The 15,403-nt window shown below is 67.9% G+C and carries 13 protein-coding genes, 1 pseudogene and 1 riboswitch; of the genes and pseudogenes, 5 read left to right on the top strand and 9 right to left on the bottom strand.

Translation table 11 applies throughout. From position 1 onward, the window contains the following. Window positions 1-14: 14 nt before the first annotated feature. Complete coding sequence (locus PGN27_RS20730; RefSeq protein WP_335327800.1) at window positions 15-2,252, bottom strand: NADP-dependent isocitrate dehydrogenase; 2,238 nt, start codon at window positions 2,250-2,252, stop codon at window positions 15-17. Window positions 2,253-2,508: 256 nt separating this feature from the next. Then, window positions 2,509-2,627: riboswitch (SAM riboswitch) on the top strand. A gap of 42 nt (window positions 2,628-2,669) precedes the next feature. Between PGN27_RS20730 and PGN27_RS20725 the strand changes: the two genes are divergently transcribed. The 3 genes from PGN27_RS20725 to PGN27_RS20715 are packed head-to-tail and all read left to right on the top strand — an operon-like array spanning window position 2,670 to window position 5,872. Beyond that, a complete protein-coding gene (locus PGN27_RS20725) occupies window positions 2,670-3,995 on the top strand; it encodes a bifunctional o-acetylhomoserine/o-acetylserine sulfhydrylase (RefSeq protein WP_335327799.1) in 1,326 nt (441 codons plus the stop codon). 6 nt (window positions 3,996-4,001) lie between these two features. Beyond that, window positions 4,002-5,147, top strand: a complete 1,146-nt coding sequence (gene metX, locus PGN27_RS20720) for a homoserine O-acetyltransferase MetX (protein ID WP_335327798.1) — start codon at window positions 4,002-4,004, stop codon at window positions 5,145-5,147. Next, entirely contained in the window at window positions 5,144-5,872 is a 729-nt protein-coding gene (locus PGN27_RS20715; RefSeq protein WP_335327797.1) for a class I SAM-dependent methyltransferase, read from the top strand. The genes metX and PGN27_RS20715 overlap by 4 nt, the downstream gene beginning before the upstream one ends. Here PGN27_RS20715 and PGN27_RS20710 read toward each other — a convergent pair. Beyond that, window positions 5,869-6,162 carry a DUF3017 domain-containing protein gene (locus PGN27_RS20710; RefSeq protein ID WP_030134702.1) on the bottom strand — a complete coding sequence of 98 codons (294 nt, stop codon included), beginning with the start codon at window positions 6,160-6,162 and terminating at the stop codon, window positions 5,869-5,871. The genes PGN27_RS20715 and PGN27_RS20710 overlap by 4 nt on opposite strands. Before the next feature lie 28 nt (window positions 6,163-6,190). Further along, the gene (locus PGN27_RS20705; protein WP_335327796.1) at window positions 6,191-7,036 is read right to left on the bottom strand and encodes a bifunctional methylenetetrahydrofolate dehydrogenase/methenyltetrahydrofolate cyclohydrolase; all 846 of its coding nucleotides are present in this window, start codon (window positions 7,034-7,036) and stop codon (window positions 6,191-6,193) included. A gap of 28 nt (window positions 7,037-7,064) precedes the next feature. Between PGN27_RS20705 and PGN27_RS20700 the strand changes: the two genes are divergently transcribed. Both PGN27_RS20700 and PGN27_RS20695 read left to right on the top strand, forming a co-directional pair. Further along, window positions 7,065-8,279: an NADH:flavin oxidoreductase gene (locus PGN27_RS20700; protein ID WP_335327795.1), complete on the top strand. Its 1,215-nt coding sequence runs from the start codon at window positions 7,065-7,067 to the stop codon at window positions 8,277-8,279. 130 nt (window positions 8,280-8,409) lie between these two features. Continuing rightward, on the top strand, window positions 8,410-11,037 hold the full coding sequence (locus PGN27_RS20695; RefSeq protein WP_335327794.1) for an FHA domain-containing protein: 2,628 nt from the start codon (window positions 8,410-8,412) through the stop codon (window positions 11,035-11,037). A 65-nt stretch (window positions 11,038-11,102) separates the two neighbouring features. Here the strand turns inward: PGN27_RS20695 and PGN27_RS20690 are convergent, their stop codons facing one another. The 6 genes and pseudogenes from PGN27_RS20690 to PGN27_RS20665 all read right to left on the bottom strand — a co-directional run bounded on the left by PGN27_RS20690 (window position 11,103) and on the right by PGN27_RS20665 (window position 15,399). Continuing rightward, on the bottom strand, window positions 11,103-11,663 hold the full coding sequence (locus PGN27_RS20690) for a pentapeptide repeat-containing protein (RefSeq protein ID WP_335327793.1): 561 nt from the start codon (window positions 11,661-11,663) through the stop codon (window positions 11,103-11,105). After that, on the bottom strand, window positions 11,660-12,226 hold the full coding sequence (locus PGN27_RS20685; protein WP_335327792.1) for a GTP-binding protein: 567 nt from the start codon (window positions 12,224-12,226) through the stop codon (window positions 11,660-11,662). The genes PGN27_RS20690 and PGN27_RS20685 overlap by 4 nt, the downstream gene beginning before the upstream one ends. Next, window positions 12,207-12,560, bottom strand: a complete 354-nt coding sequence (locus PGN27_RS20680; protein WP_335327791.1) for a DUF742 domain-containing protein — start codon at window positions 12,558-12,560, stop codon at window positions 12,207-12,209. Before PGN27_RS20680 ends, PGN27_RS20685 begins: the two co-directional genes overlap by 20 nt. Beyond that, window positions 12,557-12,955 (bottom strand): roadblock/LC7 domain-containing protein, encoded by a 399-nt coding sequence (locus PGN27_RS20675; protein ID WP_335327790.1) that lies wholly within the window; start codon window positions 12,953-12,955, stop codon window positions 12,557-12,559. The genes PGN27_RS20680 and PGN27_RS20675 overlap by 4 nt, the downstream gene beginning before the upstream one ends. After that, window positions 12,952-14,412, bottom strand: a pseudogene (locus PGN27_RS20670) (HAMP domain-containing sensor histidine kinase); the annotation flags it as partial. The gene PGN27_RS20675 and the pseudogene PGN27_RS20670, both read right to left, overlap by 4 nt. Window positions 14,413-14,793: 381 nt before the next feature. After that, window positions 14,794-15,399, bottom strand: a complete 606-nt coding sequence (locus PGN27_RS20665; RefSeq protein ID WP_335327788.1) for a class I SAM-dependent methyltransferase — start codon at window positions 15,397-15,399, stop codon at window positions 14,794-14,796. Between the last annotated feature and the right edge of the window lie 4 nt (window positions 15,400-15,403).

The raw sequence follows: 15,403 nt of genomic DNA, 5'->3' as shown, positions 1-15,403 counted from the left end.
TTGTCGGCCCGTTGTCAGCTCCGCGCCGACTCCAGCACCGAGTTGAAGGTCTTGGAAGGACGCATCACCGCGGCGGTCTTCTCCGGGTCCGGGTAGTAGTACCCGCCGATGTCGACGTGACCGCCCTGCACCTCGTTGAGCTCGTTGACGATGGCTTCCTCGTTCTCGGCCAGCGACTTGGCCAGCGGCGCGAAGTGCTGGGCCAGCTCCTTGTCCTCGGTCTGCTCGGCCAGCGCCTGCGCCCAGTACAGCGACAGGTAGAACTGGCTACCGCGGTTGTCCAGCTCGCCGGTCTTACGCGAAGGAGACTTGTTCTCGTCCAACAGCTTTCCGACCGCGCTGTCCAGTGTGTCGGCCAGCACCTTGGCCTTGGCGTTGTCGGTCTTGTTGCCCAGATCATCCAGGCTCGCGCCGATGGCCAGGAACTCGCCGAGCGAATCCCAGCGCAGGTGATTCTCCTCGATCAGTTGGCTGACATGCTTGGGCGCCGACCCGCCGGCGCCGGTCTCATACAGCCCACCACCGGCCATCAGCGGTACCACCGAGAGCATCTTGGCGCTGGTGCCCAGCTCCAGGATCGGGAACAGGTCGGTGAGGTAGTCGCGCAGGATGTTGCCGGTGGCCGAGATGGTGTCCTGCCCGCGGATCAGCCGCTCGAGCGTGTACCGCATGGCCCATACCTGCGGCAGGATGGTGATTTCCAGGCCCTCGGTGTCATGCTCACCCAGGTAGGCCTTGACCTTCTTGCGCAGTTCGTTTTCGTGCGGGCGCTCGTCGTCGAGCCAGAACACCACCGGCATTCCGGACAGCCGGGCCCTGGTGACGGCCAGCTTCACCCAGTCCCGGATCGGGGCGTCCTTGACGATGGGCATCCGCCAGATGTCGCCCTCCTCGACCGCCTGGCTCAGCAACACCTCGCCCGAGTCGTTGTCGACGATCCGCGCGTAGCCGGGTTCGGGGATCTCGAAGGTCTTGTCGTGGCTGCCGTACTCCTCGGCCTTCTGCGCCATCAGGCCGACGTTGGGGACGGTACCCATCGTGGTGGGGTCGAACTGGCCGTGCGTCTTACAGAAGTTGATGACCTCCTGGTACATCCGGGAGAACGTCGACTCCGGGTTGACCGCCTTGGTGTCCTTGGTGCGGCCGTCGGCGCCGTACATTTTGCCGCCGAGCCGGATCATCGCCGGCATCGAGGCGTCAACGATGACGTCCGAGGGCGAGTGGAAGTTCGAGATGCCCTTGGCCGAGTCGACCATGGCGAGTTCCGGCCGGTGCTCGTGGCACTTGTGCAGGTCTTCGATGATCTCTTCGCGCTGGCTGGCCGGTAGCGTCTCGATCTTGTCGTACAGGTCGGACAGGCCGTTGTTGACGTTGACACCCAGCTCGTCGAAGAGCTTGCCGTGCTTGGCGAACGCGTCCTTGTAGAAGACCTTGACCGCGTGGCCGAAGACGATGGGGTGGCTGACCTTCATCATGGTCGCCTTGACGTGCAGCGAGAACATCACGCCGGTCTTGTAGGCGTCCTCGATCTGCTCCTCGTAGAACGCGATGAGGGCCTTCTTGGACATGTACATGCTGTCGATGACGTCGCCCTCATCGAGCTTGACCTCTGGCTTCAGCACGATGGTCGGGCCGGCTGCGGTGACCAGCTCCATGCGGACGTTGCGCGCCTTGTCCAGCGTCATCGACTTCTCGCCGTGGTAGAAGTCGCCGGTCTTCATGGTCGCGACGTGAGTACGCGACGCCTGGCTCCACTCGCCCATGCTGTGCGGGTGCTTGCGGGCGTACTCCTTGACCGCCTTGGGGGCGCGGCGGTCCGAGTTACCCTCGCGCAGCACCGGGTTCACCGCGCTGCCCAGGATCTTGCCGTAGCGCGCTCGGATCTCTTTTTCCTCGTCGGTCTTCGGGTCGCCGGGGAAGTCCGGCAGGTCGTAGCCCTTGGCCTTGAGCTCCTTGATGGCAGCCAGCAGCTGCGGTACCGAGGCGCTGATATTGGGCAGCTTGATGATGTTGGCGCTCGGGTCCTGGGTCAGCTCGCCGAGCGCGGCCAGGTTGTCGGGCACCTTCTGCTCATCGCTGAGGTGGTCGCTGAACTCGGCGAGGATGCGCGCGGCCACGGAGATATCGCTGGTCGCCACGTCGATGCCGGCCGCACCCGCGAAGGTCTGGATGACCGGAAGGAAGGCGTAGGTCGCCAGTAGCGGCGCCTCGTCGGTCAACGTGTAGATGATGGTCGGCTGCTCGGCGCTCATGTGTACTCCCGGCGTCACTGTCGGACAGGTGTAGCGAAAGTCGGCGCTGCCGTATGTGATTCAGCAGCGTCGCAATCGCACGGCGGACCGCCCGCGGCCGCATGTTCGACGGTCGGGGACTGTCCTCACCGGCAACACTACAAGGGCCGATGAATCCGCGATGGGTCAGCTTTCACTACTGGTCAGTAGGTTTGTCCTGACAGGGACGGCGGAACCAGGTGGCACGGCATCGAGTCGGTGAGCTAGTCTTTGTTCCGGTCATGAGTGCCAGCACCAAGCCCCGGCTTGCTGGCCGGCAACCCTCCAACCGCGGTGGGGTGCTCCGGGTGAAGACCAGGTTGAGTAGCCCATGCGGCTACGCGGCAAGCGCGGGTCCGTATCGACGGACCCCCAGAGACAGATGGAGGTTCGTTCTTCATGAGCACGCCAGAACAAGACTGGTCATTCGAGACCAAGCAGATCCACGCCGGTCAGACGCCCGACCCGGCGACCAACGCCCGGGCCCTGCCGATCTACCAGACCACCTCGTACACGTTCCGTGACACCGCGCACGCCGCGGCACTGTTCGGCCTGGCCGAACCCGGCAACATCTACACCCGCATCATGAACCCGACGACCGATGTCGTCGAGCAGCGCCTGGCCGCCCTCGAAGGCGGTGTCGCGGCGCTGTTCCTGTCCTCCGGTCAGGCCGCCGAGACGTTCGCGATCCTCAACCTGGCCCAGGCCGGCGATCACATCGTGTCCAGTCCGCGGCTCTACGGCGGCACCTACAACCTGCTGCACTACACGCTGCCCAAGCTGGGTATCGAGACGACCTTCGTGGACAACCCCGACGATCCGGAGTCCTGGCGCGGGGCCATCCGACCGAACACCAAGGCGTTCTTCGCCGAGACGATCTCCAACCCGCAGATCGACGTCCTCGACATCCCGTCCGTGGCCGAGGTCGCCCACGCCGACGGCATACCGCTGATCGTCGACAACACCATCGCCACGCCGTATCTGATCCAGCCGATCGCGCACGGCGCCGATATCGTCGTGCACTCGGCGACCAAGTACCTCGGCGGCCACGGCTCGGCCATCGCCGGGGTGATCGTCGACAGCGGGAAGTTCGACTGGACCCAGGGCCGCCATCCCGGGTTCACCACCCCGGATCCGAGCTACCACGGCGTGGTGTTCGCCGAACTCGGCCCGCCCGCCTACGCACTCAAGGCGCGCGTCCAACTGCTGCGTGACCTCGGGTCTGCGGTGGCCCCGTTCAACGCGTTCCTCATCGCCCAGGGCCTGGAGACGCTCAGCCTGCGCATCGAGCGACACGTGGCCAACGCGCAGCGTGTCGCCGAATACCTGGAGGGCCGCGACGAGGTCATCTCGGTGAACTACGCGGGCCTGAAGAGCTCGCCCTGGTATGAGGTGGGGCGCAAGCTGGCACCCAGGGGCACCGGCGCGGTGCTGGCGTTCGAACTGGCCGGCGGCATCGCGGCCGGTGAGGCGTTCGTCAACGCACTGACGTTGCACAGCCACGTCGCCAACATCGGTGACGTGCGGTCGCTGGTGATCCATCCCGCGTCCACCACCCACCAGCAGCTCAGCCCGGAGGAGCAGCTCAGCACCGGCGTGACCCCCGGGCTGGTGCGGCTGGCTGTCGGCATCGAGGGAATCGACGACATCCTGGCCGATCTCGACCGCGGATTCGCGGCCGCCCGCGCCTTCGCGGGTTTCGGGCAGAGCGTCGCATCGGTGTGAGGCGATATGACCATCTTCGACCTACGGCGCGACGACATACAGAGCGACGCGGTGTCGACGCTGCCCGCTGAGGGCGAGATCGGCGTCGTCGAGATCGGCGACCTGACTCTGGAGAGCGGCGTCGTCCTGCCGGCCGTCTCGATCGCCGTGCAGCGCTGGGGCGACCTGTCCGCAGCCAAAGACAATGTCGTCATGGTGCTGCACGCCCTGACCGGCGACTCGCACATCACCGGCCCGGTTGGCCCCGACCACCCGACACCGGGATGGTGGGACGGGGTGGCCGGCCCCGGTGCCACCATCGACACCACCCGCTGGTGCGCCATCGCCACCAACGCCCTGGGCGGTTGCCGCGGCTCGACCGGCCCGAGTTCCCTCGCCCCCGACGGAAAGCCCTGGGGCTCAAGGTTTCCGGCGATCACCATTCGCGATCAGGTGAATGCCGACCTCGCCGCTCTGGCCGCGTTGGGCATCACCGGGGTCGCCGCGGTGATCGGTGGCTCGATGGGCGGGGCACGGGCGCTGGAGTGGATCGTCGGTCATCCCGACACCGTGCGCGCCGGGCTCGTCCTGGCGGTCGGGGCACGGGCCACGGCCGACCAGATCGGCACCCAGAGCACCCAGGTCGCCGCGATCAAGGCCGACCCGGACTGGCAGGGCGGTGACTATTACGGCACCGGTCGCAGCCCGGTCGCGGGCCTGGAGATCGCGCGGCGCATCGCACACCTGACCTATCGCGGTGAGGCCGAACTGGATTCGCGATTCGCCAACGATGCCCAGGGTGACGAGGACCCGACCACCGGCGGCCGTTACGCAGTGCAGAGCTATCTGGAGCACCAGGGCGGCAAGCTGGTGTCGCGGTTCGACGCCGGCACCTACGTGGCCCTGACCGACGCGTTGAGCAGCCATGACGTCGGGCGTGGACGGGGCGGAGTGGCGGCCGCGCTGGCCGGCTGCCCGGTCCCGGTACTGATCGCCGGCATCACCTCCGACCGGCTCTATCCGTTGCGCCAGCAGCAGGAACTGGCCGAGTTGCTGCCCGGCTGCCCCGGTCTGTCGGTGGTCGACTCCATCTATGGTCACGACGGTTTCCTGGTCGAGACCGATGCGGTCGCGCCGCTGATCCGACAGACGCTGGAGATGGCACAGCGGTGAGCAAGCCGGATCCGCGCTCACTGTCATTCGGCGAGGAGGCCGCCGCCTATGAGCGCGGCCGACCGTCCTATCCCCCGGACGCCATCGACTGGCTCTTGCCGCACGGCGCGCGCACCGTCCTCGATCTCGGCGCCGGAACGGGCAAACTGACCGTTCGACTGGTCGAGCGCGGCCTCGATGTTGTTGCGGTGGACCCGATCCCGGAGATGCTGGAGGTGCTGTCCTCGTCGTTGCCGGGCACCCCCGCCCTGCTCGGGACCGCCGAGGAGATCCCGCTGCCCGATGACAGTGTCGACTGCGTGCTGGTGGCGCAGGCCTGGCACTGGTTCGATCCGCAGCGCGCCGCCGACGAGGTCGCCAGGGTGTTGCGCCCGGGCGGCCGGCTGGGATTGGTCTGGAACACCCGCGACGAGCGGATGGGCTGGGTCAAGGATCTGGGTGCGATCATCGGCCACGAGCACGACCCGCTCAACGACCGGGTGACGCTCACCGAGCCGTTCGGGACGATCGAGCGCACGCAGGTCGAGTGGACCAGTTATCTGACCCCGCAGGCGCTCATCGACCTGGTGGCCTCGCGCAGCTACTGCATCACCTCACCCGCAGAGGTGCGCACCCGCACCCTGGACCGGGTGCGCGAACTGCTGGCCACACACCCGGCGCTGGCCAACAGCAGCGGGCTGGCACTGCCGTATGTCACGGTCGGGATCCGAGCCGATCTGACCTAGCTGGTACCCAGTGGGTCGATGGTCCAGGCGATGTAGAGCATCACCGCGCTGACCGATGCGGTCGTTGCGAAATCGATTGCGCGCGTTCGCACCACGAGCAGTCCGGCCCGGTCATCGGACAGCGCCAGCCGCAGTGCCGCGGCGACCCCGACGGCGATGCCCATCACCAGGGCACCACGGCGCCAGTACCCGGCGATCACCAGCACGAACGACGCCGCGAAGATCAGCGCGACCAGCAGAATGGGCCACTGGCCGGCCAGCACCTTACGGGCGAATTCCTGTGGTGTCATGCGCACTTCGCGCACGTGCTCATCGCCGTCACCCGCGCTCCGCGCGCTCCACGACATTGGTCAGCAGGAAGGCCCTCGTCAGCGGACCCACCCCACCCGGATTCGGCGACACAAACCCGGCGACGTCCCAGACGTCGGGTGCCACATCGCCGGTCAGCTTGCCCTCGACGCGGCTCACTCCGACGTCGACGACCGCCGCACCGGGCTTCACCATGTCGGCGGTGACCATGTAGGGCACCCCGACGGCGGCGACGATGATATCGGCCTGCCGCGTCAGCTCGACAAGGTCGCGGGTTCCGGTGTGGCACAACGTCACCGTGGCATTCTCGGACCGGCGGGTGAGCAGCAGACCCAGTGGACGGCCCACCGTGACACCGCGACCGATCACCACGACGTGCGCACCGGCGATCGGCACGTCGAAGCGCCGCAGCAGGTGCACGATGCCACGCGGGGTGCACGGCAGCGGAGCCTCTTTGCCGAGCACCAGCCGACCCAGGTTGGTCGGGTGCAGCCCGTCGGCGTCCTTGTCCGGGTCGATGCGCTCCAGGGCGGCGTTCTCGTCCAGATGCTTGGGCAGCGGGAGCTGGACGATGTAGCCGGTGCACTCGGCGTTGGCGTTGAGCTCGTCGATGACGGCGTCCAACTCGGCCTGACTGATGTCGGCGGGCAGATCACGCCGGATGGAGTTGATCCCGACCTTGGCGCAATCGGCGTGCTTACCCCGCACATAGGCCTGCGATCCGGGGTCATCACCGACCAGGATGGTGCCCAGTCCAGGGGTACGGCCCGCGGCCGTCAGCTTCGCGACCCGCTCCTTGAGATCGTCGAGAATCTCGTCGCGAGTCGCCTTACCATCCAGAATCGTCGCTGCCACGGAACACATTGTGGCAGGCTCGCCCGGTATGAACACCCAGCCGGAAGTGTTCACCGATGTATTCGGTGCAGCCAAGCTCGGGCCGGTGACGTTGCGCAACCGCATCATCAAGGCCGCCACCTTCGAGGCGGCGAGCCCGAACGCGCTGGTCACCGACGATCTGATCAGGTACCACCAGTTGCCTGCCGCAGGCGGTGTCGGCATGACGACGGTCGCCTATTGCGCGGTGGCTCCCGGCGGTCGCACCGACGGATGGCAGATCTGGATGCGGCCCGAGGCCGTTCCGGGCCTCCGCAGACTCACCGACGCGGTACATGCCGAGGGTGCGGCGATCAGCGCACAGATCGGCCACGCCGGCCCGGTGGCCAATGCGCGTACCAACAAGGCACCGGCGCTGGCACCCATCCGATTCTTCAACCCGCTGTCGATGCGCTTCGCCCGCAAGGCCACCAAGGACGACATCCGCGATGTCATCGCCGCGCATGCCGACGCCGCCCGGTTGGCCATCGATGCCGGCTTCGACGCCGTCGAGGTGCATCTCGGGCACAACTATCTGGCCAGCTCTTTCCTGTCACCGCTGCTCAACCGGCGCACCGACGAGTTCGGGGGTTCACTGCAGAACCGCGCGAAGGTGGCAAGGGGCGTGGTGCGGGCCGTCCGCGATGCCGTCGAGCGCCACGGTGGCGCCAAGATCGCCGTGACCGCCAAGCTGACCATGACCGACGGGGTGCGCGGTGGTATCCCGCTCGACGAGGCGCTGCAGACCGCGAAATGGCTGGAAGAAGACGGCGGTCTGGACGCCCTCGAGCTGACCGCGGGCAGCTCCCTGGTCAACCCCATGTACCTGTTCCACGGCGACGCCCCGCTCAAGGAGTTCGCGGGCGCCTTCAAGCCGCCGATCAGCTGGGGCATGCGGATGACCGGCAAGAAGTTCCTGCGCGAGTACCCCTACCGCGAGGCCTACCTACTGCGGCACGCCCGGGCCTTCCGCGCCGAGCTGAGCATGCCGCTGATCCTGCTCGGCGGTATCACCAACCGTGACACCATGGACAAGGCGATGGCCGAGGGTTTCGACTTCGTCGCGATGGGGCGGGCGCTGCTCGCCGAGCCGGATCTGGTCAACCGCATCAAGGCCGATTCCTCGGTCAGGTCGGCGTGCACGCACTGCAACCGCTGTATGCCCACGATCTACACCCACACCCACTGCGTGGTCACCGGAGCGCCGGACACCCTCAAGGTCTGAGGCCGTTCGCCCAGAACGACGAATTGGTCGCGCCCGAACGGGTGGCAGCGACCATATCGTTGCTCTCGGCCAGCCGAACGGTGACCTCGGAGCGGGAATTGCGTTGGCGTACCCGATACAGTTGGTCCCGATGAGCCGCCCCGGAACGCCCGCACTGACCGTTCGATACGAAGGATCGACTCGGACCTTCTCCGCAGGCAATGACGTCGTCGTCGGTCGCGACCTGCGCGCCGACGTACGTATCGCCCACCCGTTGATCTCGCGCGCACACCTGGTGTTGCGCTTCGATCAGGGCCGCTGGATCGCCATCGACAACGGCAGCCTCAACGGCATGTACGTCAATGGTCAGCGGGTTCCCACGCTGGACATCACCGACGGCCAGCACGTCAACGTCGGCAATCCCGACGGCCCGCAGCTGGTCTTCGAGGTCGGTCGTCACCAGGGTGCGGTCGGCAGCCCGCCCCCGACGCAGGCCGTCCCGACACCGACCGGTCCCCGTCCCAGCGCATCCTGGCCGACACAAGCGCCGATCCAGCCGGCCCCGCAGGCACCGCCGGCCTGGCCGACCGGCGCCACCCCGTCCCAGCAGCAGCCGCGCTATCCGTCGGCTCCGCAGCCTTATCAGCCGACCGGGCAGCAGCCCTATCAGGGGGCGCCGCAGCAGGGCTACCCGCCGCCACCGCAGCCGACGGTATCGCGCTCGCAGCCGACCTATATCCCGCCCGCCGATCCCTCGCAAACCGCGATGGGACCGACCGCGGTGCCGCGTCCGTCGGAGAACAACCTCGCGACGAGCATGCTCAAGATCCTGCGCCCCGGAAAAGCTCCTGAGGTACCACCGGGCGGGATCAAGATCGGTCGCGCCACCGACAACGACATCGTCATCCCCGACGTCCTGGCTTCTCGGCACCACGCCACCTTGGTCTCCGGCCCCGGCGGCACCGAGATCCTCGACAACCGCAGCATCAACGGCACCTTCGTCAACGGCCAGCGCGTCGACGATGCGCTGCTGCGTGAGGGCGACGTGGTCACCATCGGCAACGTCGACCTGGTGTTCACCGGCGGCACGCTGGTCCGCGGTTCGGAGACCCAGGCGGCCACCCGCACCGGCGGCCTGGAGGTCCGCGGGCTCACGTGGACCATCGAGGGCAACAAGACGCTGCTCAACAACATCTCGATCGATGCCCGGCCGGGCACGCTGACGGCGGTGATCGGGCCCTCGGGTGCCGGCAAGTCGACCTTCGCCAAACAGGTCGCCGGCCTGACCCACCCGACATCGGGCACGGTGTCCTTCGAGGGCCATGACATCCACGCCGAGTACGCCTCGTTGCGCTCCCGAATCGGCATGGTCCCGCAGGACGATGTGGTGCACGGTCAGCTGACCGTCAAACAGGCGCTGATGTATGCCGCCGAGCTGCGCCTGCCTCCGGATACCACCAAGGAGGACCGCGAACGCGTGGTCCTGCAGGTCCTCGAAGAACTCGAGATGACCAAGCACCTGGAAACCCGGGTGGACAAACTCTCCGGCGGCCAGCGCAAGCGCGCCTCGGTGGCCCTCGAGCTGCTGACCGGGCCCTCGTTGCTGATCCTCGACGAGCCCACCTCGGGTCTGGATCCGGCGCTGGATCGCCAGGTCATGACGATGCTGCGCCAGCTCGCCGACGCGGGCCGCGTGGTACTGGTTGTGACGCACTCGCTGACCTATCTCGACGTCTGCGATCAGGTGCTGCTGCTGGCGCCGGGCGGCAAGACCGCGTTCTACGGCCCGCCCAGCCAGATCGGTCCCGAGCTGGGCACCACGAACTGGGCCGATATCTTCTCCTCGGTCGCCGGTGACCCGGACACCTCGCACCAGAACTACCTGGCGCGCAGCGGCCCGCTGCCGCACGCCGAGGCCTCCGAACAGCCCGCCGACCTCGGCAAGCCGGCGAAAACGAGTGTGCGCAGGCAGTTCTCCACCATCGCCCGGCGCCAGATGCGGCTCATCATCTCCGACCGCGGCTACTTCGCGTTCCTGGCGGTGCTGCCGTTCATCATGGGTGTGCTGTCGCTGTCGGTCCCGGGCACCGTCGGCTTCGGCGTGCCGAACCCGATGGGTGATGCGCCCAACGAACCCGGTCAGATCCTGGTACTGCTCAACGTCGGAGCCATCTTCATGGGTACCGCGCTGACCGTGCGCGATCTGATCGGTGAGCGCGCCATCTTCCGCCGCGAGCAGGCCGTCGGGTTGTCGACGACGGCGTATCTGATGGCCAAGGTGTGCATCTACGCGGTGTTCGCCATCATCCAGTCCTCGATCGTCACCGCGATCGCGGTGCTGGGCAAGGGCGGTCCGACGCAGGGCTCGCTGTCGTTCCTGCCCCCGACTGCCGAGCTGTTCCTGGTGATGGCGGCGACGACGGTGACCGCGGCCATGGTCGGTCTGGCGCTCTCGGCGCTGGCGAAGTCCAACGAGCAGATCATGCCGCTGCTGGTGGTGGCCGTGATGAGCCAGCTGGTGTTCTCCGGCGGCATGATCCCGGTGACCGACCGTCTGGTGCTCGACCAGCTGTCCTGGTTCACCCCGGCCCGCTGGGGCTTCGCCGCGTCGGCCTCCACGGTGGACCTGATCCACCTGGTGCCCGGCCCGCTGACGCCCAAGGATGCGCACTGGGAGCACACGTCGTCGGTCTGGTGGTTCGACATGGGCATGCTGGCCCTGCTGAGCGTGGCCTACCTGACCTTCGTGCGCTGGAAGATCCGGCTCAAGGCGGGCTGACCCCCTTGCGATTTGTGGAGTTTCAGCCGCCATCAAGGCGGCTGAAACTCCACAAATCGCATGTGTCACTCGCCTTGCACGTCCAACCCGTGGGCGGCGGCGTAGGCCAGCCCCTGCTCGATGTCCACCCGCGCGCCGCGCAGCTTGGCCGTCGTCCAGAACGTCGGGTCCACGCGCGCGCCGCGCAGATCGGCCTCATCGAACTTGGCGTCCTGAACCCGCGCACCGCCGAGGTCGGCGCGGGACAGCACGGCCTTGCGCAGATCCGCGCCCACCAGGTTGGCCTCGCGCAGCCGGCAGTCCGACAGGTCCAGGGTCCGTAGGTCACAGCCCCCGAGCACGCTCAACGACAGGTCGACCTCCACGAACTGCACCGGCCGCAGCCGGGTCTCGGTGAACACCGAGCCGAGCAGGCTGCACTGCCGGAACGTGCTGTGCAGCAGGGCGGCCCGCCGGAAGGTGCAGTTGCGGAAGGCCGAACCCAGATGCTCGGACTCGGTCAGGTCGACACCACTGAAATCGCACTCGTCGAAGACCACCCGCTCGGTGCGCAGGCGGGACAGGTCCTCGTCGCGGAAGTCGTGATTGGTGAACTCGCGGTCCGCCCACACCTGGTCGTCGGTCACGTCGGGACCGCTGCCAACGCGTACTCGGCCACCGTGATCAGCGCGGCCCGCACCGAGTTCCGGTCCCTGGCGTCGACGGTGACGATCGGGATGTCCGCGCGCAGCGCCAGCGCCTGGCGCAGCGCTGCCTGCGGGTGCCGGGGCGCGTCATCGAACTCGTTGACCGCGATGATGAACGGCAGCCGGCGCGCCTCGAAGAAGTCGACGGCGGCGAAGCTGTCCTGCAGCCGCCGTACGTCGACGAGGATCACCGCGCCGATGGCGCCGCGGATCAGGTCATCCCACATGAACCAGAACCGGCGCTGACCGGGAGTACCGAACAGGTAGAGCACCAGGTCCTCGGCGAGGGTGATGCGGCCGAAGTCCATCGCGACCGTCGTGGTGGTCTTGCCCGGGGTGGCCCCGAGCTCGTCGAAACCCGCCGACGCGGTGGTGACCAGCGCCTCGGTGCGCAGCGGCATGATCTCCGACACTGTGCCGACGAAGGTGGTCTTGCCCGAGCCGAAACCACCCGAGATGACGATCTTGGTGGATGTCGGCCGTTCAGAGCGCCCGGAGTCCACGCAGCGTCCTTCCGATCAGGTCACGACGCTCGTCGGCAGAAGATGACTCCCCCAGCGTCGCGCGCACCCGAACATACCCCTCCTCGGCCAGGTCGCCGATCAGCACACGCGCCACACCCAACGGCAACTCCAACTGCGCCGCGATCTCGGCGACCGATGGTCCCGCGCGACCCGCGGTCAGGATCCGAGACCGCACGTCTGCTGCCGGCCACCGCGGTGGTGGCCCGGGCTCGACCGTCTGGATCGGCGCTTCCAAAGGGAGATCCAATCGCGCAGTGGTGCGCCCACCGGTCAGTGTGTAGGGCCGCACCAAGGCGGTGACATCGTCGTTCACGGTGCGCGGCGTGAGCGGCGCGCGGCCTGCACGACGTTGCCGACGCGCTCGACGAGCATCGCCATCTCGTATCCGACCTGGCCGATATCGCAGGATCGCATGGCCAGCGCCGCGATATTGGATCCGTCCCCGGCGCGCATCACGAGCAGGTAGCCGTGCTCCATCTCGACGATCGACTGCATGACGTGACCGCCCTGGAAGAGTTGCGCGGCGCCGCCGGCGAGGCTGGCCAGCCCGGAGGTCACTGCGGCCAGTTGGTCGGCGCGTTCGGTGGGCATGTGCTCGCTGGCGGCCATCAGCAGACCGTCGGCGGAGACCAGCACCGCGTGCGATACCCCGTCGACCTCGCGGGCGAACTTGGCCACCAGCCAGTCGAGGGACTCCCGGGTGGTCACCGGTCTCCCCCGGTGTCCTGCGACCGCGAGCGGGCGGCGTGCACGCCGGCGAAGTGACTGCTGAGGCTGGCCCGGATGGTTGCCGGATCCGGCAGCGGAGCGGTCACCGGGTCGTTGGGCTCGACTGCCCCCGGGTCGGCCTCGCCCGCGCCGGGCACCAACCGCGCACCGGGTCGGCGGACCGGCAGGCCCTCGGCGGTGTGCTCGACGGCGGGCGTGCTCTCTGCCGCTTCGGCCGCCGACCAACCGTTGTCCCACACCGATTTCCAGTCCAGATCGGTGTCGACGCCGAGGTCGGTGGGGTCGACCAGCCATTCCGAGAGCATCTTCTGGTAGATCGCATCGTCGGAGCCGGCATTCGGTGTCACAGCGTCGAAGACCGGGTCTCGTCGGGGCAACTCGCGTTGGGTCGACTCGACAGCCACCGGCGGCGCCGCCACCGTCTCGTCTGTCGGTACCGGCTCGGCATCGGCGAACCGGGGTCGTGCGGGTGCGCCGACGACCAGTCCCGCGGGAACGTAGATGCCCGCGGTGATACCCGAGTTCGGGTCCCCGCTGACGGTGGCCCGCAATCGCACCACCAGCCCGTGCCGGGCGGCCAGCCGGGCGACGACGAACAGCCCCATGTGGCGTGCCGTGTAGGCGGTGACCTCACCGTCGGACTGCAACCGGGTGTTGGTGACGCGCAGGTCCGGTTCTGCCATCCCGAGACCATCGTCGCCGATCTCGAGCACCAGTGCGCCGTCCTCGGTGCGCAAACCCGAGATGCGCACCGTCGTGGCCGGCGGCGAGTACCGCAATCCGTTGTCCATCAACTCGGCGAGCACATGCACCAGATCGGCGGCCACCGCGCCGACGACGGCGCAATCGGGAAGCTCGGTCGTCTGCAGCCGGGCGTAGTCCTCGACCTCGGAGGACGCGGCGTTGACCACCGCCGACAATGGTGCCGGGTCGCTGTGACCACGAGCGGTGTCGGCGCCTGCCAGGACAAGGAGATTGGCACCGTTGCGGCGCATCCGGGCAGCCAGGTGGTCGAGCCGGAACAGGCCATCCAGGCGGTCGGGGTCCTGTTCGTCGCGCTCCAGCTCGTCGATCAGCGTCAGCTGCTGGTCCACCAGCGACCGGCTGCGCCGGGACACCGTCTCGAACATGTCGCTGACCTGTGCCTGCAGCCGGGCCTGCTCGCCGGCGAGCTGCAGGGCCTGTTCGTGGAGTTCGTCGACTGCGTGCGCCAGCTGTCCGAGCTCCTCGCTGGTGTGCACCGGGATCGGGGTCGGCGGGCCGGGATCACCGCCCATGCGCACCTGTTCGAGTTCGCGGGCCAGATCGGTGTGGGCCACCTGCAACGCACTGTCGCGGAGTCGGCGCAGCGGCCCGATCAGGGAGCGCGCGACCACCACGACGATCAGCAGCGCCACCAGCAGCAAGACCGCCACGATGACCGCATCGCGGGTGGCCGTGTCGTCGGCTATCGCGCTGTCGGTGAAGCTCGTGTAGATGTGCAACGCGCCCATCGAGGCGGCCAGCAGCATCGGAACCGCGGCGATGGCAACGATTTTCCCTGCGGCGGGCCAGTTGCTCAGCGACCAGCGCGCCGGCCGCTTCGCATGTGTCGTTGCGGCACCGGCTATCTCGCCGTGCGCGCTGGACGCGGGAAAGACTGTCATGTCGGTTGTGGCGCGTTCATGTGCTTCCTGCTGCTTATGCCCACGTCGGGTCCGGCGTCGTATCACCGGGCAATTGGTCGATTATGGCATTCGGGCACAGCCGATTCCAGGTTCGAAGGCGCCGTGACGACAGTTCGTGACCGTTACGATGCGCAACCTTTTCCCGGCAGTTCAGCCGCGGCGCAGGATCGCGACCAGGAACTCGGCGTTGTCGTCGAATGGGCGCACATCCCAGGTGGACAGCAACAGGTCCGGGGCCAGACCGGCAGCGCGGGCGTCGTCGAGGAACCGGTCGAAGGGATAGTCGCGGCCCGCGCCGAATCCGATGACCAGACGGCCGTCGGTGCGCAAGTGGGCGTGCAATCGTGCCAAGACCTGTCCACGGGTGCTCGGTGCCAGGAAAGTCATCACGTTGCCCGCCGAGACGATGATGTCGAACTGTTCGGCGACCCCGCGGGCGGGCAGGTCGAGTTCGGCGAGGTCGCCGACGAACCAGCGGGCACCGGGGTGGTCGGCTTCGGCGGCGGCTATCAGGGTGGGGTCGACGTCGACGCCGACGACATGGTGTCCGGCTGCGGCCAGATAGCCGCCGACCCGGCCCGGCCCGCAACCGGCGTCCAGGATGTGCGCACCGCGGGGTGCCATGGCGTCGATGAAGCGGGCCTCGCCGTCGAGGTCGTTTCCGGCTTCGGCCATGGCGCGGAAGCGATCGATGTACCACTGCGAGTGGCCGGGGTTGGCGGCGACCTTTTGCATCCAGAGGCTTTGCTCGACCATGCCG

This window comes from Mycolicibacterium neoaurum, from assembly GCF_036946495.1.
Taxonomy (GTDB): domain Bacteria; phylum Actinomycetota; class Actinomycetes; order Mycobacteriales; family Mycobacteriaceae; genus Mycobacterium; species Mycobacterium neoaurum_B.
This window is presented reverse-complemented; position numbering and strand designations above follow the sequence as displayed.

Coding starts and splice junctions, on each gene's coding strand:
- PGN27_RS20665 (WP_335327788.1), bottom strand. CDS start 15,399: ATGGTCGAGCAAAGCCTCTGGATGCAAAAGGTCGCCGCCAACCCCGGC.
- PGN27_RS20730 (WP_335327800.1), bottom strand. CDS start 2,252: ATGAGCGCCGAGCAGCCGACCATCATCTACACGTTGACCGACGAGGCG.
- metX (WP_335327798.1), top strand. CDS start 4,002: ATGACCATCTTCGACCTACGGCGCGACGACATACAGAGCGACGCGGTG.
- PGN27_RS20700 (WP_335327795.1), top strand. CDS start 7,065: ATGAACACCCAGCCGGAAGTGTTCACCGATGTATTCGGTGCAGCCAAG.
- PGN27_RS20725 (WP_335327799.1), top strand. CDS start 2,670: ATGAGCACGCCAGAACAAGACTGGTCATTCGAGACCAAGCAGATCCAC.
- PGN27_RS20710 (WP_030134702.1), bottom strand. CDS start 6,162: ATGACACCACAGGAATTCGCCCGTAAGGTGCTGGCCGGCCAGTGGCCC.
- PGN27_RS20695 (WP_335327794.1), top strand. CDS start 8,410: ATGAGCCGCCCCGGAACGCCCGCACTGACCGTTCGATACGAAGGATCG.